General features: G+C 25.8%; 27 protein-coding genes. 14 read left to right on the top strand and 13 right to left on the bottom strand.

Annotated elements, in window-relative coordinates; all coding sequences use genetic code 11:
- Positions 1-741, top strand: coding sequence for a sulfite exporter TauE/SafE family protein (locus tag CJ670_RS09020; RefSeq protein WP_105939716.1), 741 nt, complete (start codon positions 1-3; stop codon positions 739-741).
- On the opposite strand, the gene CJ670_RS09015 is transcribed toward CJ670_RS09020, so the two are convergent.
- On the bottom strand, positions 738-1094 hold the full coding sequence (locus tag CJ670_RS09015) for a hypothetical protein (protein WP_105939715.1): 357 nt from the start codon (positions 1092-1094) through the stop codon (positions 738-740). The genes CJ670_RS09020 and CJ670_RS09015 overlap by 4 nt on opposite strands.
- Before the next feature lie 118 nt (positions 1095-1212).
- Between CJ670_RS09015 and CJ670_RS09010 the strand changes: the two genes are divergently transcribed.
- Positions 1213-1728 (top strand): nitrous oxide reductase accessory protein NosL, encoded by a 516-nt coding sequence (locus CJ670_RS09010; protein ID WP_105939714.1) that lies wholly within the window; start codon positions 1213-1215, stop codon positions 1726-1728.
- Between the two features lie 31 nt (positions 1729-1759).
- Here CJ670_RS09010 and ppnP read toward each other — a convergent pair whose 3' ends face one another.
- Positions 1760-2074, bottom strand: coding sequence for a pyrimidine/purine nucleoside phosphorylase (gene ppnP / locus CJ670_RS09005; protein WP_105912136.1), 315 nt, complete (start codon positions 2072-2074; stop codon positions 1760-1762).
- Between the two features lie 114 nt (positions 2075-2188).
- Here ppnP and CJ670_RS09000 point away from each other — a divergent pair, with 114 nt between their 5' ends.
- The gene (locus tag CJ670_RS09000) at positions 2189-2452 is read left to right on the top strand and encodes a hypothetical protein (RefSeq protein ID WP_105912137.1); all 264 of its coding nucleotides are present in this window, start codon (positions 2189-2191) and stop codon (positions 2450-2452) included.
- 15 nt (positions 2453-2467) lie between these two features.
- Entirely contained in the window at positions 2468-3082 is a 615-nt protein-coding gene (gene recO / locus CJ670_RS08995) for a recombination protein RecO (protein ID WP_105939713.1), read from the top strand.
- A 7-nt stretch (positions 3083-3089) separates the two neighbouring features.
- Here recO and CJ670_RS08990 read toward each other — a convergent pair whose 3' ends face one another.
- From CJ670_RS08990 to CJ670_RS08940, 11 genes are all read right to left on the bottom strand, one after another.
- Positions 3090-3914, bottom strand: a complete 825-nt coding sequence (locus CJ670_RS08990) for an HDOD domain-containing protein (RefSeq protein ID WP_228154235.1) — start codon at positions 3912-3914, stop codon at positions 3090-3092.
- A gap of 20 nt (positions 3915-3934) precedes the next feature.
- A complete protein-coding gene (ychF, locus tag CJ670_RS08985) occupies positions 3935-5038 on the bottom strand; it encodes a redox-regulated ATPase YchF (protein WP_105939712.1) in 1104 nt (367 codons plus the stop codon).
- A 301-nt stretch (positions 5039-5339) separates the two neighbouring features.
- Positions 5340-5534 (bottom strand): hypothetical protein, encoded by a 195-nt coding sequence (locus tag CJ670_RS10750; protein WP_133161065.1) that lies wholly within the window; start codon positions 5532-5534, stop codon positions 5340-5342.
- Positions 5535-5807: 273 nt separating this feature from the next.
- The gene (locus CJ670_RS08975; RefSeq protein WP_105939710.1) at positions 5808-6635 is read right to left on the bottom strand and encodes a flagellin N-terminal helical domain-containing protein; all 828 of its coding nucleotides are present in this window, start codon (positions 6633-6635) and stop codon (positions 5808-5810) included.
- A gap of 68 nt (positions 6636-6703) precedes the next feature.
- Complete coding sequence (locus CJ670_RS08970; RefSeq protein WP_105939709.1) at positions 6704-7768, bottom strand: class I SAM-dependent methyltransferase; 1065 nt, start codon at positions 7766-7768, stop codon at positions 6704-6706.
- Between the two features lie 8 nt (positions 7769-7776).
- Entirely contained in the window at positions 7777-9111 is a 1335-nt protein-coding gene (locus tag CJ670_RS08965; protein WP_165785205.1) for an alpha/beta fold hydrolase, read from the bottom strand.
- Positions 9092-9442, bottom strand: coding sequence for a hypothetical protein (locus tag CJ670_RS08960; protein ID WP_105939707.1), 351 nt, complete (start codon positions 9440-9442; stop codon positions 9092-9094). The genes CJ670_RS08965 and CJ670_RS08960 overlap by 20 nt, the downstream gene beginning before the upstream one ends.
- On the bottom strand, positions 9439-10080 hold the full coding sequence (locus CJ670_RS08955) for a beta-ketoacyl synthase chain length factor (protein ID WP_105912429.1): 642 nt from the start codon (positions 10078-10080) through the stop codon (positions 9439-9441). Before CJ670_RS08955 ends, CJ670_RS08960 begins: the two co-directional genes overlap by 4 nt.
- Positions 10070-11197, bottom strand: coding sequence for a beta-ketoacyl-[acyl-carrier-protein] synthase family protein (locus CJ670_RS08950; protein WP_105939706.1), 1128 nt, complete (start codon positions 11195-11197; stop codon positions 10070-10072). Before CJ670_RS08950 ends, CJ670_RS08955 begins: the two co-directional genes overlap by 11 nt.
- Positions 11197-12423, bottom strand: coding sequence for an NAD(P)/FAD-dependent oxidoreductase (locus CJ670_RS08945; RefSeq protein ID WP_105912431.1), 1227 nt, complete (start codon positions 12421-12423; stop codon positions 11197-11199). Before CJ670_RS08945 ends, CJ670_RS08950 begins: the two co-directional genes overlap by 1 nt.
- Before the next feature lie 9 nt (positions 12424-12432).
- Complete coding sequence (locus CJ670_RS08940; protein WP_066154717.1) at positions 12433-12690, bottom strand: ApeE family acyl carrier protein; 258 nt, start codon at positions 12688-12690, stop codon at positions 12433-12435.
- 129 nt (positions 12691-12819) lie between these two features.
- On the opposite strand from CJ670_RS08940, the gene CJ670_RS08935 reads away from it, so the two are divergent.
- Genes CJ670_RS08935 through CJ670_RS08890 form a run of 10 tightly spaced genes read left to right on the top strand, consistent with a single transcriptional unit; the run spans position 12820 to position 21786 of the window.
- On the top strand, positions 12820-13143 hold the full coding sequence (locus CJ670_RS08935; protein WP_105939705.1) for an ApeI family dehydratase: 324 nt from the start codon (positions 12820-12822) through the stop codon (positions 13141-13143).
- Positions 13133-13855 (top strand): glycosyltransferase family 2 protein, encoded by a 723-nt coding sequence (locus CJ670_RS08930; protein ID WP_105939732.1) that lies wholly within the window; start codon positions 13133-13135, stop codon positions 13853-13855. Before CJ670_RS08935 ends, CJ670_RS08930 begins: the two co-directional genes overlap by 11 nt.
- Entirely contained in the window at positions 13855-14712 is an 858-nt protein-coding gene (locus CJ670_RS08925; protein WP_105939704.1) for a lysophospholipid acyltransferase family protein, read from the top strand. Before CJ670_RS08930 ends, CJ670_RS08925 begins: the two co-directional genes overlap by 1 nt.
- A 6-nt stretch (positions 14713-14718) precedes the next feature.
- The gene (locus tag CJ670_RS08920; RefSeq protein ID WP_105939703.1) at positions 14719-16233 is read left to right on the top strand and encodes an HAL/PAL/TAL family ammonia-lyase; all 1515 of its coding nucleotides are present in this window, start codon (positions 14719-14721) and stop codon (positions 16231-16233) included.
- On the top strand, positions 16234-16932 hold the full coding sequence (locus CJ670_RS08915; RefSeq protein ID WP_105939702.1) for an SDR family NAD(P)-dependent oxidoreductase: 699 nt from the start codon (positions 16234-16236) through the stop codon (positions 16930-16932).
- A 17-nt stretch (positions 16933-16949) separates the two neighbouring features.
- Positions 16950-17453, top strand: coding sequence for an SHOCT domain-containing protein (locus tag CJ670_RS08910; protein ID WP_105939701.1), 504 nt, complete (start codon positions 16950-16952; stop codon positions 17451-17453).
- 1 nt (position 17454) lies between these two features.
- Positions 17455-17991 (top strand): hypothetical protein, encoded by a 537-nt coding sequence (locus CJ670_RS08905; RefSeq protein ID WP_105939700.1) that lies wholly within the window; start codon positions 17455-17457, stop codon positions 17989-17991.
- Positions 17984-18460 (top strand): hypothetical protein, encoded by a 477-nt coding sequence (locus CJ670_RS08900; RefSeq protein WP_105912439.1) that lies wholly within the window; start codon positions 17984-17986, stop codon positions 18458-18460. The genes CJ670_RS08905 and CJ670_RS08900 overlap by 8 nt, the downstream gene beginning before the upstream one ends.
- Positions 18447-20579, top strand: coding sequence for an MMPL family transporter (locus CJ670_RS08895; RefSeq protein ID WP_105939699.1), 2133 nt, complete (start codon positions 18447-18449; stop codon positions 20577-20579). The genes CJ670_RS08900 and CJ670_RS08895 overlap by 14 nt, the downstream gene beginning before the upstream one ends.
- Positions 20560-21786, top strand: a complete 1227-nt coding sequence (locus tag CJ670_RS08890; protein WP_105939698.1) for an AMP-binding protein — start codon at positions 20560-20562, stop codon at positions 21784-21786. Before CJ670_RS08895 ends, CJ670_RS08890 begins: the two co-directional genes overlap by 20 nt.

The following is a 21786-nucleotide window of genomic DNA, read 5'->3' as shown; positions in this document are numbered from 1 at the left end:
TTGGAATTTGAATTATTAGCTTTTGGTCTTATTACAGGTTTTACATCTGGTTTTTTTGGAATTGGTGGTGGAAGTATTTTAATTCCAATGCTTTTGCTTGCTGGATTTGCTATGAAAGAAGCTGTTGCAATCTCTATAATGCAGATGGTTTTTTCATCTATTTATGGCTCTTTTTTAAACTCAAAAAAGATAAAAAGTTTATTCCGTGATGGTATAATTTTAGGAATTGGTGCTAGTATTGGTGGACTTTGTAGTGGTTACTTTTTACCTTCAATTCCAGATATTTATCTTCAATATCTTTTTATTGCTGTACTTATTTATACTATTTATACTATATTTAATGCTCCTGCTTCTCAAGAAGTAATACAAGCGGATAAAAATATATTTTTACTTGCATTTATTGGATTTTGTGTTGGAATTTTTGCAATGAGTATTGGAATTGGTGGTTCTTTAATGCTTCTTCCAATATTGGTTCAGTTTTTAAAATATGATTTAAAAGTAGCTACTTCTTTGGGACTATTTTTTGTTATTTTTTCATCTATTGGTGGATTTATATCAACTTCATTATATGGAAATATGCTTTATTATGAAGGAGCTATTATTGGTATTGGTTCTTTAATTGGAGTATATTTTGGAATAAAAATAAAAGAAAAAACAAAATCAACTTCTTATAAAAAATTTGTACTACTTTTAAATCTTTTTGTCTTAGTAACTATGATTTATAAAACAGTGGAGTTTTAAAAGAGTATTTTAATACCATATTCAGGATCTAAAATAGCAATTTTGTAATAATCTTTTCTATTTTCATTTTTAAACCCAAATCTTTTTTGGGTTTTTAATTTTATCTCTACTTCATTGTTACTTAGAAGTTCTCTTATTTCACTATGTTTTAGCCAATGCCCATATCGACTAAGAGAATTTTGCCAAATTTTAAATCCACATTTTGAAGTAGATGTTAATTCAAAAAACTCTCCATCTTCAGTTGTCCAAGAAGCATTGCTACAAGCATATAATTCAACTTTTTTTCCTCTTACCTCTTTTTTTCTAACTTCAATTTCTCCATCATCACAATATGGACATTTTCCCAATAACATATAACTTACCTTTAATTTTTACAAATTATATTCACTTTTGATATATAAAAACTTAAAAAATTAACGAAAAATTAACTCATTTTTCATATACTTATAAAATTTAAAATAAAGGGAAATTATGAGAAAAAAAATTCTTACTTCAATGTTACTTTTGAGTACAACAATTTTTGCGATGGATCACTCTAACCACAATATGCAACATCACAATACAAATGAAGTTTCTAATCAAAATAGTAGTTTAACTATTCCAAAAGATACAAAATGTCCTGTTTGTGGTATGTTTGTAGCAAAATATGAAAAATGGATAGCTACAATTAAAACAGATAAAGAGAGTTACTATTTTGATGGAGTAAAAGATATGATAAAATTTTATTTTGAACCAACAAAATATATAAAAAATGCTGATTTAAAAAATCCAACTATAAAAGTTACTGATTATTATACTCTTGAGCAAATAGATGCAAAAAATGCTTTTTTTGTAATTGGTTCAAATGTTATGGGACCTATGGGAGATGAATTAATCCCATTTAAAGATGAAAATAGTGCAAATGAGTTTTCAAAAGACCATTTTGGAAAAAAAGTTTTGAAATTTGAAGATATAACTTTAGATACATTACCAAAAAAACATCACTAAACAATGCGAAAATCGCATTGTTTAACAAAAATCAATCTTTAATAAAAGAGCAACAATAATCAACTAAACTATGCACTCTTAATCTAAATTTTGTATTTGCAGGAATAGTAAAAGATGCAGGACCTTCAAACTCTTGCCAATCAGAAGCAGGAACTAATAAATCAATTTTACCTCTTTGAATATCAATAACCTCTTTATTTACAGTATTAAGCTCATACTCACCTTCTAACATAATTCCTAAAGTTTTTTTGCTTCCATCTTCAAATGTAATAGCACGGCTTGTAATATTTCCATCGTATAAAATATTTGCTGCTTTTGCTATAGAAACACCTTTAAAATATGACATTATAGTCTCCTTAAAATTTATCGCAATATTATATCAAATCAATTATACGATATTATTGAAGCAAAAGGCTAGAAATCTTTTGATATAATTCAAAAAATTAAATAAGGTGAGAAAATGAGTATCCAAGAAGAACTTAAAGAGATAATAAATAATGAAGTTTTAGTTGAAATAGAAGATCATATAGATGATATTTTTGAAATAATTGCTGCAAAAAAAGATACTCCTGAGTTAAAAGAAGAGCTTGAAAATATGCAAGAGATGAAAAGAGATTTTGAGGAGCTTTTAAAAGATTTAGAAGCTGGTGAAATAGATGATGAAGAAGCTAAAGAGATTTATGATGAAATAGTTGATATGCTTGAAGATTCAAACGAAGATTAACTATAAGCTTAAGATGTGCAAGGCTATATTATTGATATAAAAGCTGTAAAAGATGATGATTTAATTGTCACTATTATATGCGAAAATGAGTTGATTACGACATATAGATTTTATGGAGCAAGACACTCAAATATCAATATTGGTTACAAAATAGACTTTGAACTTGAAAGTACAAAGTCTTCTATTTCAAGACTTAAAGATGTAATTCAACTAGGTTTCCCTTGGATTTTAAATAACCAAAAAATGTATGCTTGGCAAAGGTATCTTAAACTTTTTTATACTCACTTAAAAGAACTTCATGACTTAGAACCATTCTACTTTTTTCTTTTAGAAAATTTAGTTTCAAAAATAGAGAAACAAAATGTTTATAGAGCTATTATAGAGTCATATCTTTCAATTTTAGAGCATGAAGGAAGACTTCATACTGATTTTGAGTGTCTTATTTGTGAAGTTGAAATAAATAGTGATTTATCAATAGTAAGAGGTTTTTTACCTGTTCATAAAACATGCATAAGAGGAAAAGTTTTTGATTATTTAAAGATAAAAGAGCTTTTTATTACAAAAAAAACCATAAATCTAAATGATGATGAAGTAGAAAACCTTTTTGAAATTCTACTTCTTGGGCTTTGAAATAGTCTTAATATAAATCTATTTTTATTTTAAGATTTTCTATAGTTTGAGCTAATATCTTTGTATCAAATCCATACTCTTTTGCCTTAATAATTCCCTCTTTAATTGATTTTTCGCTTAAAGGTTCTTTTATATTTGCAACAGTTTTGATTACACTTAAAATTTTTGCTTTTCTTTCAAACTCTACTGAAACATTTTTGATATCATCTACAAATTCAATACTATTTATCAAATTTGGACTAAGCTTCCAATGTTTAAAAATTTGTGATGTTACATATGCGCTAGAAAATCCTAAAAACTCTTTTTCTACATCTTCAATAGATAAAATCCCTTCATCTATTTTTGCTTTAAACTCTTTCTCTTTTTGCTCATTTATAATAATATCTGCAATAATATATTTCCCAATATCAAGTAAAAGAGCAGGTAAAATAATCTCATCTCTTATGCTTTCATCTATTTTACCTAACCACAAACTAGCCAAAACAGATGCAATATTTGATGAATTCATAAAATTATCATTTGTAAGTCCATATGGAGCCAAAGTTGTAACTAATAGCTTTTGGCTACTAGCTGAAATAGCAACAGATATTGTAAAGTTTATTCCAAGCAGAGATATTGCTCTAAGAGGAGTTTCAACTTTACTTCTAAAACCAAACATAGCTGAATTTGCTATTTTTAAAAGGTTTGTTACAATCAAAGCATCTTTACTTATAATATCATGAAGTTCGCTTATCTCTTTTTCACTTTTTCTTCTATATTCTTCTATTAAAATAATTGTTCTAGGAAGAGGTGGAAGGGACTCAACTCTTCTTAATAAATCATCAATTTGCAAAATATCCCCTTGAATTTTATCTAAACATTAAATCTAAAATGCATTACATCACCATCTTGAACAACATAATCTTTACCTTCAAGTCTTAATTTTCCAGCATCTTTGCACTTAGATTCTCCACCAAAATTAACAAAATCAAGATAAGATATAACCTCAGCTTTTATAAAACCTTTTTCAAAATCGTTGTGAATAACTGCAGCTGCTTGTGGTGCTTTTGTATTTTTTCTTATAGTCCAAGCACGAACCTCAATTTTTCCAGCTGTAAAATAACTTTGAAGTCCTAATTTATCAAATGCTTTTTGAATAATTTGCTCTAAACCTGATTCAGCAACTCCTAAATCATCCAAAAATGCTCTTGCCTCTTCATCTTCAAGACCTACAAGCTCTTCTTCGATTTTTGCACATAAAACAATAACATCTGCATTTACTGTTTGAGCGTATTCTTTTACAAGTTCTACATATTTATTTGTTCCAGAGCTTAGAGTATCTTCATCTACATTTGCTCCATAAATAACATCTTTATTTGATAAAAATCTAAGCTCTTTATCTAAAGCTATAAATGCTTCATTATCACAATTTTCAAAAGTTTTAACAGGTTGAAGTTCACCAATATGAGCATATAGCTCTTCGGCAATCACAAGTTGAGATGCAGCTTCTTTACTTCCTTTTGACTGTTTTTTAAGTCTTTCTATCTTTTTTTCTAGCTGAGAAATATCAGCATAAATTAACTCTGTTTCAATAATTTCAATATCTCTTAAAGGATTTACATCACCCTCAACATGAACAATATTTCCATCTTCAAAACATCTAACCATGTGTAAAATAACTTCAACTTCTCTAATATTTGATAAAAATTGATTTCCTAAACCCTCACCTTTACTAGCACCTCTTACAAGTCCTGCAATATCAACAAAATCAATAGTTGAGTGTTGAATCTTATCTGGATTAACAATTTTTGCTAACTCATCTAATCTTTTATCAGGAACTGGAACTATTGCTTTATTTGGCTCAATAGTACAAAACGGATAGTTCTCCGCTTGCGCATTTTGTGCTTTTGTTAAAGCATTAAAAGTTGTACTTTTCCCTACATTTGGAAGTCCTACTATTCCTACACCTAGTCCCATAATCATCCTTTTATCTTTATTTATAAATATCATACAATACCCATTAAATCGCTGTTTTAAATGTTTTGTTAGAGCATAATAAATTATCGATATTTAGCAATATTTACAAAATCACACGGACTAAATAAGGACTAAAAATGATAATTTTAAGGACTCTACCAAAAAGAATTCCAACCAACGAAGAAGGTATCTTCTATAAAAGCATTATAAACGAAAACAACAAAGAAATAGATAAAATCTATTTAATTCGATATAGAGAAAATGATAATGATAAACTAAAGACTATTGGTAAATTGATCTGTCAACATAAAATAGGACATAAAAATAAATAAGTTAAGTAACTATTTGCAAAGAAATTTCTATAATTAACTTTATATCCAAATCCTATATATTGAAGTGTTCTTGATTTTTCTTGACTAAAATTTTTACTCATATAAACACGACCGATATCATAAAACAGTGATATTTTATTATCAATTCCTGCGATTATTGGCAATATATATATAAATTCTGTATTATAGATATATCCATTTTCAGCACTCTCTTCACCATCTATTTTTTGGGTAGATATTGCAAAACTTGATTTAAAAAAGGGTGCAAAAGTTAAAAAACTAGATCTTACAGATTATCCTACATACTCTGGAGAAACATCAGAACAATTTAAAGATGCAAATCCTTTTAAATGGTTAAAATAATATTTTATAAAATTTATATACAAGAGGGAAATAAAAAATTCCCTCTTGCTTTAAGTAAACAGTATTAAAAACAACTAAGAAAGTAATCTTGAAACCATCTGTTGATTTATAAAATTTGCTTGAACTTGTCCAAAAGCACCCATTTTTGCCAAAATATTCTCTTTTGAAAAGTTTGAAGATTCTTTTGCGTAATCAGTATCAAACATTGAAGCTGCATTTAAAGTGTTTGTTCTTTGTGTCATTAGATTTCTTCCAGAGCTTTCAAGTTGATTTTGAACAGTACCTATTTCACCTCTAATACTATTTAAACTAGTAATAGAGTTATCAACTGTTTCTAAAAAATCTCTAGCAGTTTGTGCTGTAAATGTTGAGGCATCTTGATTTACTAAACCACTAAGTCCAAATGCAGTTGTATTTGAAGCAATACCAGATGTTTCAATAATATCCTCACCTTTTAAGCCTGATTGATACTGTTGTACATCTGAATTTGATTTATCTGTTGCACTTTTTTGAAGTAGAGTTTGACCATTGTAGTTTGTACTACTTGCAATTTTATCAAACTGTTCTAATTGAGATTTTATATCTTTTAAAATATTATCTCTTCCTTCTTGACTTGTAGTGTCTGTTGAAGCTTGAAGAAGTTTTTCTTTTACATTGTCCAATATTTTTGATTGTTCATTTGTAGAACCAGAAGCTATTTGAGTTGCTGCAATTGCTGAATTTGTATTTTCTAGTGCTTGTGAATACCCGTTTGATTGTGATAATAGACTATTAGCTATTGCTAAATTAGCGGCATTATCACTTGATTTATTCAATTCAAGACCAGTTGCAATCCTATTTAACGATTGACTTGCATTTAAATATGAGCTTTGATTAAAAAGAGGATTAGAATTTATTTGCATTTGAAACTCCTTGCAATAATATCTTCATTGTATTACTTAAAAGTTTAAGATATTATAAAAAATACTTTTTATTTTAATCTAATAATTGTTTGACACAATCCAATATTATCACTTACTTCAACAATCTCAAAACCAACTTTTAGCAATACTTTCTCAAAATCACTATACCTAAACATCTTACTATATCCATTTGCAATAGCTGTAAAATATGGACTTGTATTTATTACACAATATGAAGCTATTTCATTGTTTTGTCTATCCCAAAATGGCTCCATTATACAAACTTGACTATTTTTACCCATAGAGTTTTTTACTTTTAATAAAATCTGTTCTATTTGTTCATCTTCAAAACAATCTAAAAATTGGCTCATCCAAATAATATCTATATCATCTGGTACATTAATATCATTTAGTAATACATTAGATTCAATAAATGAAATATTTGTTAAATTCTTTTCATAAATATTTTTTTTTGCTAATTTTATTTGTTGCGGTAAATCCATTATTGTAATATCAATTTGTGGATATTTACTTGATAACTCCATAGCAAATTTACCAGTATTTCCACCAATATCCAAAATAGATTTTATATTTAAATTATTCAAATACTCTATTGCCTTTGGAAATCCAGAATCAGAGTAAAAATGATCAAATTCAAACCAACTATCTTGAACTTTTTGCGGTAAGCTTGAAAGTGCTGGATATATAGTTTCCCAATCTCCAAAAACTTTTAAACCTTCAGGTTTTTTACTTTTTATTGACTCTTCTAAATTATAAAGTCCAAGATAGTTTACATAGTGGTTATAATTCATATTTACTTTTGTCATCTTATCACTATTTATAAATATACCAATTTTTGAAATAAAAAGTTTATTATCTTTCTCATATAAAATATTTGCACTTATTGCTGTTTCACTTAAAACTTTTATAGCATAAATAGATAAATCAGAAATCTCAGATAACTCTTCAATACTTAAACCATTTTTATTCTTTGATAAAATATTTAAAATATTTGTATCTCTTAAAACTCTAGCAACTTGAAACACTATTGGAGCAAAAGCTATTTTTTGTGCTTCATATAAAGCCTCTAAAGTTGATAAATTTTGCGCATCTTGAAAGAAATTCTTTTCCATATGTTCTCCTAATATTTTTCTTTGTTATTCATTGTTATTTTTTTATGAAATACTTTTTTTGTTACTGGACTTATAATAGTAGTTAAAGAAAAAATTACATCATTTATTCCTTGACTAAAAATAGCTGTGCTATTAGCTTCTATTTTTGAACCTGCAATATCAAGTTTTGAATTAAACAGATTTATTGCAATATCTCCTTTTATAATAGTTGATGTTATATTTATATTAGAGTTTATTGCTTGTATTGAGTTAGAACTTGAACCTATATTTGAATCTATTATATAAACATCAGAATTTTCAATTATAAGTTTTTCTATATTACAGTTGTTTAAATATAAATTATTTGAATTAACAATTTTTAAGTATTTATAACTACAATCTTTCAATTCACCTTTACTATTTTTTAACTCTCTGCTTAAACTACTTTGCTTATATATTTTTTCATCTTTTTTTATATCATTATTCAAAAAATAATCTAAATAATTAAAATAATCTTCTTTTGAATCAAGTATTGGAACATGTCCACTATTTTTTATTATAAATAGCTCTGAATTATCCAATAAAAAATTTAAAACATATCCACTTCGTAAAGGAGTAACTCCATCATTTTCACCCCATAATATCATTGTAGGAGTTTTAATATTATGTAATTCAAACCAATCTTCAGTCATAAGACCTAATGCTGCTATTGAAGTTGGCGAATTTAAAAATTTTGTTCTAATTCTTTCATCTCTTACAACACTACTTAAATCTTTTGGTAAAATACTTGCTAAACTATTTGTTATATTGGTTGCAAATTGTGATATTTGACCATTTAATTCACTTCTACTATTTTCATCAACCATTTTACTAACTTGATTTTTTATCATAAATTCACCATAGGAATCTTTATGTAAAATTCCAGCAGAATCAATAACAAAAAGTTTTTTAATTTTATCTTGATGTAAAGTAGCATATTTAAGGCTAATAGCTCCACCCATAGAATGCCCAACTAAATAAAATTGTCTATTATCTAAAAATTTAGAAACTAAAAAATCTAAAACTTGTGCATATTTTTCTGGTGTATATTCAACATTATCTTTTGATGATTTTCCAAATCCTGGTAAATCAAAAGTTATTACATAGTAGTTATCTTTTAATTTATGTATAGTTTCTTGCCAAATAGTTGAAGCTTCATCACCTAAACCATGTACAAAAACTATTGGTTCATTTTCAATATTTCCATCAACATTTATATACACTTGAGAGTTTAAAACTGGTTCTTGTATATAAAATTCATCTGCAAATATCTTAGAAAATAGAAAAAATATTACAAAAATATATTTAATCTTGTAACTTAACAATAAAAGTTCCTTTTGCATAAATATCATTTTGATTTATAAGTTCAAAGCTAAACTCATTTAGTAAATCAAAGCTTGTATCTTTTTTAATTTTTATTTGAAATTCTAAAATATTGCAATCTTTTAGAAGCTCAACATCTTTAAGAGTAATTAAAAATCCAATTTGTGGTTTTTCATTTTGTGAAAAAGCAATACTACTTTGAGCTGCTGCTTCACATATCATTGGAAGTGTTGGAAAATATGGAAAAGAGCAAGATACAAAAATAAAATCTGCATCTTTTTTTACAATTTCTTCTACAAATCTAATTGGTTTTTGGTGAGGTAAATTTTTCATATATCAACTCTTACAATATTTTTTTTAGTTTTATCAAAGTTTTGAGCAAGAAACATAAGATGTTTTATAGAGTTAGGAAAACCTTTTAAAGGTATATTTTCAAGATTTATAGTACTATTTTCTTCGCTTATTTTTACTTTTAAAGCAACAACAGACTCTAAAAAATCAACACAAGAGTTTATCTCTTTTATATTTGGAATATTTATAGTTTCACTACAAATCAAAACTACCTCATCTTTATCCAAAGCTTTAATTGCACCTGCTTTTAAAACTTTTAAAGAAGTTTCATCTCCGCTTGAAATAGTAAGTATCTCATTTTTATTTTCAAATAAAATAGAAGCATATGAAACTGCTGTATTATAAACAGAATTTTGAAAATCTGTTGGTGAAAGCATACTTTCATCTAAGATAGCTTTTAATATATTTGATGAAGATAGCAACTCTCCAAAAGAGCTTCCATATATAATTCTGCTATTTTTTGCATCTATTTTATGTAAAGCTTCAATTACAAGCTTTGAAGCTTTTGTTAATCTTCTTCTAAAAACCATTTGAGGTACTAACTCTTTTGTATTTAGCTCTTCAACACTCTCTTTATCAAAAAGATAAAAAGCATCTAATATTTCTAAATTAATCTTCATTACATATTCCAAAAATCAAAGATGTATTATTCCCACCAAATGCAAAAGAGTTACTAAGAGTATATTTTATATCTTGCTTAGAAGTAATCATTGAATAGTTTATTCCATCTATTTCTATCTCATTTAAACCTTTATTTGGCAAAATAGTTTGATTTTTTAAAACCATACAACATATAATAGCTTCAATAGCTCCAGCAGCACCTAAAGTATGTCCCGTAATTGATTTTGTAGAACTAACTTTTGGTTTTAATTTACTATCTTTAAAAAGCTCTTTAATTGCTGTTAATTCTGAAAAATCATTTGCATAAGTTCCAGTTCCATGAGTATTTATGTACTCTATATCATCTGGTTTTAGTTTAGCATCTTTTAAAGCATTTTTCATAGCTTCAAATGCTCCTAAACCTTGAGGATGTGGTTGTGTCATATGATGTGCATCTGAACTATATCCAACACCTAAAATTTCTATTGAACTATCTTGTTTTTTATCTTGTAAAAATAAAATACCAAAACCTTCAGCTACATTCATACCCTCTCTATTTTTATCAAAAGGTGTACAAGGTTTTGAAGATAAAACACTTAAAGCTGAAAATCCACAAACAGTTGTATATGATAAATCATCAATTCCAACAACTAAAACATTTTTATATATACCTTTTTGTATTACCTCTTTTGCATAACCTAATGCATTTGCACTTGAAGTACAAGCAGTCGAGAAAGATATATCATCATAAAAAGTAAAGTGTTTTTTTAAAAAATATGCTATTGAATCTATTGGATGTTTTTTATAATCTATATTTTTATAGTTTTTATCTTTAAAATATAGATTTTCAGTTTCACTCATTCCACCAACACTAGAACCTACAACCAAAAGAGTATCTTGAAAATCTTTTAAATTTAAATTTTTCAAAAGTTCTTTTAATCTTTCAAGCAAAATATCATTTAAATATTTTTCTTTTTTTATCTTTCCAATTGCTACAACTCTATCTTTTACATAATTTGTATCTAAAGTTATAGTATCTTTTTTTTCACAAATTGAAGAGAAAAGCTCATTCGCATTTTTTCCTGCACAAGAAATAGTGTCAAAATAGTTTATAAAAACTCTATTTTTAAAATTCATTAATTTTTGCTCTCACTCATTTCAACAAGTGCATCAATTCTTTGTTTTGTATTTTTCACAAAATAGTTATTTTCATCCCAAACATATCCTGAAAGTATTGAAGCAATAGATTGTTTTATCTGTTTAGATTTATTTTTAGCATAAAATATTTTTCTTAGTTTTCCACTATACCAAGCATATACGAACTCTCTAAAAACATTTATACCCATCATCATATAATCTTCATAATCTTTTTGCCAATTTACTTCTTTCCCATTTAACTCATCAATAATCAAAGATGCAACTCTTGAAGATGATTCCAATGCCAATGTAACACCTGAAGAGAAAACAGGATCTAAAAATTCTGTAGCATTTCCACTCATGGCAAAACCTTTTCCATACATCTTTTTAATAGATGCTGAGTAACCATTTATGATTCTTACAGGTGCCACTTGTTTTGCATTTTTATATTTTTCTTTTAAATATTTATGGCTATTTATAGCTTTTAACAAAAACTCCTCTTTTGAAAGTCCTGTATCTAAAAAATAGTTCTCTTCACAAACTATACCAATAGAAGTTACTCCATCGCTAAAAGGAATTCCCCAAAACCAAGCTTTATTATCATCGTGTATAACAATATCTATAAAACCTTCATTCTCTTTATCTCTTCTTGTTTCGCCTGTCATTCTTGTTAAAATTGCATTTCTTAGTTTTAAATCAGATGGCTCATCAAGATTTAAAAGTTGTGGTAAAACTCTTCCATATCCAGAAGCATCTAAAACAAATCTTGCTTTAAAACTACTTTTTACTCCATCTTCATTTTGTGCGTATATAATATTTTTTTCATTATCATAATCTATAACTTCAACTTTATGTCTTACATCAGCACCTAATTTAATAGCTGTTTGAAGTAAAACATTATCAAACTCTTCTCTTTTTACTTGAAAACTTGTATTACACTTTTGACCTAAATTCTCTCTAAAATCAATTATCTCTTCAATTTTATCTTCATCAATAAAAATAGCTCCAGGTTTTAACATAAAACCTTGCTCTTTTATTACATCTAAAATTCCTATACTTTCTAAAACTTCATTACATTTTGGAAGAAGTGACTCACCTATTACAAATCTTGGAAACTCTAATTTTTCCAAAATTGTTACGCTAAACCCAGCTTTTAAAAGTTTACAAGCAGCAATAGAACCACTAGGTCCTCCCCCAATTATAAGTACATCACAATTTTCTTCCATGACAACTTCTTATTTTAAATTTTCATTTATATAGTTTAATAAATTTTGAACTGATGAAAAAATAGTTTTATAATCAGCACTATTACTAATTTTTACTCCATACTCTTTTTCAATAATTAAAACTAACTCTATTGAATCAACAGAGTCTAAACCAATCCCCTCTTCTCCGAACAAAGCTGAATTGTTATCTATATCATCAACTGTTATATCTTCTAGCTTTAAACCATCAATTAACACTTGCTTAAAATTATCTATTGAAATTGCCATATTTTCTATTCCCTTATATAAAAATTAAGGGATTATTATATCTATATTACTCTTAAGCTTTAAAAAAATAATATTAAGAGAATTTATTATATAATCAACATCAAAAATTTATCCTAGGTACATTATATTTTGAAAAATCTATTTAAAATTTTAGAGATAACAAAAAAAGAGAATGAAAAAGAGATAACTGTTTTATTAACAAATAAAACTCATCCTTTTTTTAAAGCTCATTTCCCAAACAATGAAATTTTGGCTGGATTTTTACAAATAGATATTGTTGCAGATATTTTGAAACACAATATTAAAAAAATAAATAAGGCAAAATTTTTATCTATAATAAAACCAGATGATATTGTTAAATATTGTATTAGTTCAAAAGATAATGCATCTTATAAAATTATTATTAAAAACAAAGAAAATAAAAAAATTAGCGAGTTTAGTTATGAAATATAAAGATATTATAGTTATTGTCCCTACTTTAAACAATGATTTAACAATTCAAAATGTTGTTGATGATATTTTGTCGTTTGGATATAAAGTTATTGTAATTGATGATGGTTACACAAATCCTGTATCAAATTTTTTGAAACAAAATGATAGTGTAACTATAATTAGACATGAAATAAATCAAGGTAAAGGTGAAGCTATTTTAAGTGGAGCTAAAAAAGCAAAAGAGTTAGGATATGAATATTTTGCTAGTTTAGATGGTGATGGACAACACATGGCAAGTGAAATAAAAAAGCTTCAAAATACAATAACAAAAGATAATCAAATAATTATTGGTGCTAGAAATTTTGACATAGCAAATGTTCCAAATGGCTCAAAATTTGGAAGATGGTTTAGTAATTTCTGGGCTTGTTGGGATACTGGATATAAAATAACCGACTCTTTGTCTGGATTTAGAATTTATCCTGTTTCTATATTGGATCTTCCATACAAAACTTCAAAATTTGATTGGGAAATGGAAGTTTTAGTAAGACATGCTTGGAATGGAAATGAAATAATTGAAACAGTTATAGAGTGCTACTATCCAAAAGCTGAGGAAAGAGTTAGCCATTTTAGAAAATTTGAAGACACTATGGCTATTGTTTGGGTTCATGTACAAATGCTTCCAATAAAATGGACAAATATGTTTTTAAATCTATTTAAAAGAAAAAATAAATAATGGCTACTATTCAAAGAGGAAGTGGATGGAGTATAAAGTTAGTTTTTACTCTTTATAAATTTTTGGGTTACAAATTTACATATTACTTAATGTATCCTGTAACATTTTTCTATTTTATTTTTGCTTCAAATGTAAAAAAATCTTTAAAAATTTATTATGAAAAATTAAATATTCCATTTACAAAAAAAATTTACTACAATCACCTTTTTATGTTTGCTATGTGCATGGTTGATAGATTTATCTCAAAATATGATTGTGCTTCTTATACTTACACTTATGAAAATAAAGATTTTATAAAAGAAAGAGTTGATAATGGCTCTATTTTACTTCTTTCTCACTTTGGAGGATGGTCTTCTTCTACTTGTAATACATTAAGTAATAATATTATTAATGTTGTGATGAAAGAGGTTATTTTAAATAGTATTAAGCAAATTGAAAATTCTATTAATAATCCTTTAAAAAATGTTAGAGTAATTGATCAATCTTTAAATCCAATAGAGGTTTCTATAAAAATAGCAAATGCAATTTCTAATAAAGAGTGTGTAGCATTTATGGCAGATAGAGCAGTAGATCCAAGATTTACGCAAAAAGTAGAGTTTTTAGGAGAGTTAGCATCTTTTAATACAAATCCATTTAAAGTTGCATATAAAACAAAAGCTCCTTTAACTCTATTTTTTATAGTACATAAAGGTTTACAAAACTACTATGTTCATAGTAAAGAGATAAAAATGGATTTTTCATTAGATGAAAATAGTGCTGTTACAAACTCTTTAAAAGAGTATGTAAAGAATTTTGAAGAGATTGTGAAAAAATATCCAAATCAGTGGTTTAATTTATATAATTTTTGGGAAAGGTAATTAAAATTGGTAATAGATGAAAGATATATAACTCTAAGTGAGATTATAAATAGTGATAAAATAGAGATTTCAAATGATAAAAAATTTGTAAAACATATAAATGAAACACATAATTTTTTAATAAATGAGATAAAAGATGGGAAACCAATTTATGGTATTACAACAGGATATGGAGCAAGTGGTAAAAACTATGTAAGTTATGAAGATAGTAAGATTTTACAAACAAATCTTTTTAGATTTCATGGATGTGGTGTAGGTAAAAAACTATCTTATAAAGTTTGTAAATATGCTGTAATTGCTAGAACTATCTCTTTAAGCAAAGCAAAATCTGGAGTCAGTATAGAACTTCTTAAAAGACTTGAAATGCTAATCCAAAAAGACATTATTCCTGTTATTCCATCTCAAGGTTCAGTAGGAGCTAGTGGAGATTTAACGCCACTTTCATATATTGCTAGCGTTGTTGCAGGTGAACGAGAAGTTTATTATAAGGGTGAGATAAAAGATGTAATGGAAGTTTATAAAGAACTTAATATTACACCATATACTTTTAAACCAAAAGAAGCTCTTGCAATCATGAATGGAACAACAATAATGAGTGCAATTGCTCTAGATGCTATTGAAGAGTTTGAAACAATTTTAGACTCTATGGAATCATTTGTTGCAGGAATGTTTGAAGCTCTATTAGGTGATGACACACCAGTTGCTGATTTTGTACATCTTTCAAAACCTTTTAGTGGACAAATACAAAGTGCAAAAAATATAAAAAGAAAAATAGATGGCTCAAAATTAACTCATGGAAGAGATGATAGATATGATAAGTTTTTTGCTGATAATGACTTAAATATTCAAGATAACTACTCAATGAGATGTGCACCTCAAGTTTTAGGAGTAATTAGAGACAATCTTGAAATTTCTAAAAACTGGGTAGAACAAGAGATAAACTCTGTAAATGATAACCCTTTGATTGATGGAGAAAACAAAAAAATATATACTTCTGGAAACTTCTATGGTGGTTATGTAGCTCATGCTATGGATACTTTAAAAATTTGTGCTGGAAATTTAGCTGATTTACTAGACAAAGAGTTTGCACTTTTAGTTGACCACAAATTCAATCGTGGATTAGGTGAAAATCTAAAACTTTCAAAGGAACCTTTTTATCATGGATTTAAAGCAATGCAAATAACTCTTAGTTCACTTAGTGCTGATGTTATGAAAAATACAACTGCTGCTTCAATATTTTCAAGACCAACAGAATCACTAAATCAAGATAAAGTTTCAATGGGAACAACAGCTGCAAATGATTTTTCTAAAATGATTCCTGATTTGTATAATATGCTTTCTATAGCTTTTATAGGTATGGCTCAAGCTGTTGATATTAGAGGAAATGATCAAGTTTCTCCTCATCTTAAAAATATTTATGATGAAATTAGAAAAATTATCAAACCTCTTTATGAAGATAGAAGAATGGATTTTGATATTGAAAAAATTTATACTCTAATTGAAATAAAAAAGTTTATATAAATGAAAAAAGTATTAGTTACAGGGGCTACTGGAAATATTGGCGAAGAGATTGTAAAAGAGTATGCAAAAAATGGTTTTTTTGTATATATTCATTACAATAGTAAGCACCAAAAAGCCCAAAAACTTTTAGAAGAGATAAATAACAACGGTGAACTTATCTCTTTTGATATTAAAGATAAAAACTCAATTAGAAATGCTTTAGAAAATCTTGATGTTGATGTTTTAATAAATAATGCAGGAATAATAAAAGATAATCTTTTTTTCTTCATGAGTGATGATGAGTGGGAAGATGTAATAAATACAAATCTAAATGGAAATTTTTATATTACAAAAATAATATCAAAAAATATGATGATGAATAAAAGAGGAAGTATAGTAAATATTGCATCTATTTCAGGTGTTAGCGGAAATGCAGGTCAAGCAAACTATAGTGCAAGTAAAGGTGCGATTATAACTCTTACAAAAACACTATGCCTTGAGCTTGGTCGTTATAATATTAGAGTAAATGCTCTTGCTCCTGCAATCATAGAATCAGAAATGACAAAAGATATACCAAATCTAAAAGAGATGAAAAAAGCAATTCCTCTAGGAAGATTTGGAAAAGCTAGTGAAGTTGCAAAGTGTGCTTATTTTATGGGAGTTGATGCAAGTTATATTAGTGGTGAGGTTTTAAATATTAGTGGCGGAATGATAAGATAAAAAAGGAAAAACAAGAAATGAAAATATATACTTTAATAAATTCAATATTAATGTTACTAATCTTCAGTGGATGTTCTGTAAAATCAGATATTAAAAAAGTTAGTGAAAGTAAATCTCACTTTGATAATGCTATTTATACTGGGCAAAAAGATTTTTATAAAAATACAGAAAATATAGAAGGAGAACAATATAGAATATTTCATCAAGCTGCAACAGGTTTTACTCCAACAAGTACTGTGAGAAACTCTGCGATGCAAAGGGCTTCAATATTTTGTAAAAATCTTAATTCAAATTATAATGTTATAAAAATTTCTGAGCATACAGGACAACCACCATATATCTTTGGAAATTACCCAAAAATTGAAATTATCTTTGTATGTAAAGAAAAAAAAGAGAATGATTTTCCAATTAATGAAGAAAGTAAATATAATAATTTAGAAAAAATAAAAAAACTATATGATAATGGAGTCCTAACAGAAGAAGAATACTTAATAGAAAAAGACAAGTTGCTTAACAAATAATATGAATTTAATCATATCTTTAATCTATGCTCCAATAGTACTTTTTTCTTTAAAATATTTTGATATAAAAACAGCGTCTATTTATATTTTTATCTTCTCATTTTTTTGGTTTTTATTAAATGTAAAAAAAGGTTTAAAAGAGTATGGATTTTCGCTTCTTTATATGATTTTTGCTCTTGCAGCATACTTTGTAGAAGATAGCCTATTTCTTAAAATCACACCATCTATACTTGCATTTATAGTTACTTCATTTGTTTTATATTCATATATTACAAAAAGTTCTTTTGTGATTTATTATATTGAGAAGTTCAAAAAAAATCTAAGCATTGAAGATAAACTTTATCTTCAAAATTCAACTCTATTTTGGTTTTTTGTAGCTCTTACAAATTTATTATTACACATTTTTATTTTATACTACAATGATATTTTAATTTGGACAATATACTCAAGTTTTGCTTGGTATTTTGTCTTTATTTTTGGTTTAATTATCCAAATAATTCATAAAAAACTATTCTTTAAAAAGGAACACTATGCTTAAGATTTTTATCTTTTTATCTATTTTTATTTTAAATATTTTTGCACAAACTATAAGTTTTAAAGAAGAAAAATTCTTAAATGCTTTGCAAACAAGTGTTTATAAAGATGGGAAAATAGATTTTAAAAAAGATTTTATAGAGGTTTCATATAAAAATCTAAGCACCTCTTATCTTTTTTTTGATGATTATTTTATATCAAAAGATAATCAAACAGAGCAAAGATTAAACTATGAAGATAGAGTTGAATTAAACCTATTTTATAAATTAATAAATTTTATTTATAAAGATAAAAAAGATGGAATTGAAGAGTTTTTTAAACTACAAGAAATTGAAAATAAAATAGTCCTAATACCAAACGAATATCTATCAAACTCTATTTCTAAAATTGAGTTCAAAAAAGTTTCAAATAAATTAGAGTTTTTAAAAATATATTTTAAAAATGAGGATTATATACAAATTGTTCAAAATTAAAAACTACTTCTCTTTAATAATATTTGCTTTTGTATTAGTTTTAGTTTTAGCCTTTAATTCTTTTAAAACTATATCTAAAAATTTGGAAGCAATAGTTTCAAATAGTGAAAAAAAAGAGCTTTTAAAAAAATTTAATGAATTTAAAATTAGCAAAAAACTATTTTTGTATGTAGATAATTTAGATGATATATCTTTAAAAAAAATAAAAGAGATAGAAAATAAACTTCTAAAAATTTCAACTCTAACTTTAGATAAACAAAATGAAAATCAAGCTTTAAATGAGTATAAAAAAGAGTATTTTTTATATCAAAATAGTTTGAATTTGGAAAAATTAAACAACTTAAATATAGAAAAAGAGTTAGAGATTTTAAAATCAAATCTTATAAATTCACAATTTGGATATTTTATAAATAGTAGCGATCCTTTTTCACTTTTTAAAAAAGAGCAAGAAATTAGTAATTTCTTTATAAAAAACAACCATTTAGCTGTTAAGCATAAAGGTTATTTTTCTATTTTTTCAATTTCAAGTAGTGTAAACTCTATTGATGATTATGAAAAACTATACAATGAAATATCAAATATCACAAAAAATGATAATGATATAAAAATATTTTCATCAATCTTCTATTTAGTAGAGAACTCTAAAATAATCAAAGATGATGTAAATAAGATAATCTATCTTGCAACTTTTATTCTTGCTCTTCTTTATTTAATTATTTTAAGAGATTTAAAACTTCTTTTTAATGCTCTTTTAACACTTGGTTCTTCTATTTTGTTTGCACTATTTGTTTGCTCTTTTATCTTTCCTGAAATAAGTATATTTGTAGTTGTTTTTGGAATATCTATATCAACTGTTGCTATTGATTATATGTTTCATCACTATGTTCATAAAGAGTATGAAGGAGAGTTTAAATTTAACAAAGATGTATTTTTAGGAATGTTTACAACTATTACAGCATTTTTTATACTATCATTTATATCTTTTAATTTAATTAAACAACTAAGTATATTTACATTTTTTACTCTTGTTTTTTCATATATTCAATTTGCTTTTATCTATCAAAAAATAGGATTTATATATAAAGATAACAATATTTTCAATATCAAAACTATAAACAATATCTCTCCTAAATACATATTAGTTTTTGCTATTGTTGCCCTACTTTTAGCTATTTATAACTTTAAATTTGACTCAAATTTAAAAAACTTAGATGTTGAAAACAAAAAATTAAACTCTTTACAAGAGTTTTTTAATAAAGATATTGCAAAAAATGACAAAGTTCCTTTTTTAATAAAAGCAAAAACTATTGATGAATTAATACAAAACTCTAAAACTTTAAAAGAGAAATTTCCATCTAGTGTAGCTTCTTTATCAACTCTTGTAAGCAAAGATGAGTTTTTTAAAAAACAAGAGATTTTAAAAAATCAAAACATAGCTAATATAAACTTACAAATAGAAAATAAAGCACAAGAGTTTGGTTTTAAAGATGGATATTTTAAAGACTCTTACAAAATTTCACAAAAAGAGCCAAACTATACTTTAGAATATCTTCAAAAATTAGATTTTGAAATTCTAGAGTTTGAAAACTCATTTATTTCATATATAAATGTATCAAAAGAAGATATATCACTTCTAAATAACTTTGATTTTGTTATAAACTTAAGTCTTAAATCTATGTTTGAAGATGAGCTAGTTGAAATAGAAAAAGAGTTGATATTTTATGGAGCTTTATCAATATTTTTTATAATCTCAATTATTTCAATAAGTTACAGAAAAAATATTCTAATCTATCTATCATTTCTATTTTTCCCATTTGCTATGATTTTATCATTAACGCTATTTATAGAGTTAAACATTTTACATATTTTTATTCTTTTTATTATATTATCCATCTCAATTGATTATGGAATTTATATAAGTTCATACAAAAAAGATAAAAATACAAATAAAGCAGTATTTTACTCAATTCTTACAACATTTGCAGGATTTGGGGTTTTGATTTTTTCTAGTATTAATGCTCTTTTCTCAATAGGAATTTCGGCAACTATTGGAGTTTTATCAATTTTATTTTTATTAATATTTTTAAAAAAGGAAAAAAGTGCATCTAATAATCTATAATGATGATAAAACAATTAGCAAACATAAAATATCAAAAGAGCTATTTTTTGATAAAAACTTGCAAAATTGTGTTTCATATATAGCAAGTTCAAGTAAAGAACAAAATGCACTAAAAATTTTTAAATCATACTTTAGTGATGCAAAATCAATTTTATTTGATGATTCAAATAAAATTTTACAAAATGAGTTAGAAGATTTAAATATTCCAAAATTTTCAGATATTAAAAATAAAACTAAGAATTTAGAAAATATTTTCAAAGAACACAACTTCTCTTTTTTATATTACACTTCAGGAAGCACAGGATTTCCAACAGCTGCTTTAAAAACAAAAGAGAATATTAGTAGTGAAATAGAGGATTTAACAACTCTTTTAAAAAGCTGTACTATCAAAAAAGTTATTGTTACTGTACCATTTATACATATTTATGGTTCACTGTTTGGACTTTTTTATCCACTACATAACAATATTGATATTATTTTAAAAGAGCATTTTTTGCCAAATGATTTATTAGATTTAATCGACGATTACTCCTTAGTAATTACAACTCCACTATATATAAAAGCTTTAAATAAAATAAGCTCAAAAAAAGATTTAAGCAAATCTATTTTTATAAGCTCAACAGCTCCACTATTAAGTGAAGATGCAAAAGAGTTTAAAGATAAATTTCATTCAAATATTATTCAAATATTTGGTTCAACAGAAACTGGTGGAATTGCTTATAAATACAATGATGAAGAGTTATGGACTCCACTAAAAAGTGTAAAAATTTCTACAAATGAAGAAAAAAAATTAAAAGTAAATTCTCCTTATGTATCAAATATAATTTACGAAAAAGAGTTTAAGAAGACAAATTCACAGATACAAACCTTTGATTATATAGAGGTTTATAGTGATAAATTTAAACTTATTGGAAGAAGTTCTCAAATACTAAAAATTGCAGGGAAAAGATACTCTACAGTTCAAATAGAAAATATCTTAGAAAAAGTAGAAAATATATCAAAAGCATTAGTTTTAGTAAATAGTAATAATAACTCATTAAGAGGTGAGATTTTAGATATTACTTTGGAAACAAAAAAAGAGTTTACAACAAAAGATATTCAAAATATTTTGAAAAAAGAGCTTTCAAATCTAAAATTTTCTATAAATTTAAAACTAGTTGATAAGATAAAAACCTCATCAACTGGTAAAAAACTGGCGATTCAATAA

This window comes from Arcobacter cryaerophilus gv. crypticus, assembly GCF_002993025.1.
Classification (GTDB): Bacteria; Campylobacterota; Campylobacteria; order Campylobacterales; family Arcobacteraceae; genus Aliarcobacter; species Aliarcobacter cryaerophilus_B.
The sequence above is the reverse complement of the archived record's forward strand: the minus strand, read 5'-3'. Positions and strand labels throughout refer to the sequence as shown.

Bases quoted from the DNA above. Each gene is read 5' to 3' on its own strand.
- ppnP (WP_105912136.1), bottom strand. From the start codon at position 2,074: ATGTCATATTTTAAAGGTGTTTCTATAGCAAAAGCAGCAAATATTTTA.
- CJ670_RS08905 (WP_105939700.1), top strand. From the start codon at position 17,455: ATGAATTTAATCATATCTTTAATCTATGCTCCAATAGTACTTTTTTCT.
- CJ670_RS09000 (WP_105912137.1), top strand. From the start codon at position 2,189: ATGAGTATCCAAGAAGAACTTAAAGAGATAATAAATAATGAAGTTTTA.
- CJ670_RS09015 (WP_105939715.1), bottom strand. From the start codon at position 1,094: ATGTTATTGGGAAAATGTCCATATTGTGATGATGGAGAAATTGAAGTT.
- CJ670_RS08940 (WP_066154717.1), bottom strand. From the start codon at position 12,690: ATGGCAATTTCAATAGATAATTTTAAGCAAGTGTTAATTGATGGTTTA.
- CJ670_RS08955 (WP_105912429.1), bottom strand. From the start codon at position 10,080: ATGAAGATTAATTTAGAAATATTAGATGCTTTTTATCTTTTTGATAAA.
- CJ670_RS08950 (WP_105939706.1), bottom strand. From the start codon at position 11,197: ATGAATTTTAAAAATAGAGTTTTTATAAACTATTTTGACACTATTTCT.
- CJ670_RS08910 (WP_105939701.1), top strand. From the start codon at position 16,950: ATGAAAATATATACTTTAATAAATTCAATATTAATGTTACTAATCTTC.
- ychF (WP_105939712.1), bottom strand. From the start codon at position 5,038: ATGGGACTAGGTGTAGGAATAGTAGGACTTCCAAATGTAGGGAAAAGT.
- CJ670_RS08945 (WP_105912431.1), bottom strand. From the start codon at position 12,423: ATGGAAGAAAATTGTGATGTACTTATAATTGGGGGAGGACCTAGTGGT.
- CJ670_RS08960 (WP_105939707.1), bottom strand. From the start codon at position 9,442: ATGAAAAATTTACCTCACCAAAAACCAATTAGATTTGTAGAAGAAATT.
- CJ670_RS08930 (WP_105939732.1), top strand. From the start codon at position 13,133: ATGAAATATAAAGATATTATAGTTATTGTCCCTACTTTAAACAATGAT.
- CJ670_RS08900 (WP_105912439.1), top strand. From the start codon at position 17,984: ATGCTTAAGATTTTTATCTTTTTATCTATTTTTATTTTAAATATTTTT.
- CJ670_RS09010 (WP_105939714.1), top strand. From the start codon at position 1,213: ATGAGAAAAAAAATTCTTACTTCAATGTTACTTTTGAGTACAACAATT.
- CJ670_RS08925 (WP_105939704.1), top strand. From the start codon at position 13,855: ATGGCTACTATTCAAAGAGGAAGTGGATGGAGTATAAAGTTAGTTTTT.
- CJ670_RS08915 (WP_105939702.1), top strand. From the start codon at position 16,234: ATGAAAAAAGTATTAGTTACAGGGGCTACTGGAAATATTGGCGAAGAG.
- CJ670_RS08975 (WP_105939710.1), bottom strand. From the start codon at position 6,635: ATGCAAATAAATTCTAATCCTCTTTTTAATCAAAGCTCATATTTAAAT.
- CJ670_RS08970 (WP_105939709.1), bottom strand. From the start codon at position 7,768: ATGGAAAAGAATTTCTTTCAAGATGCGCAAAATTTATCAACTTTAGAG.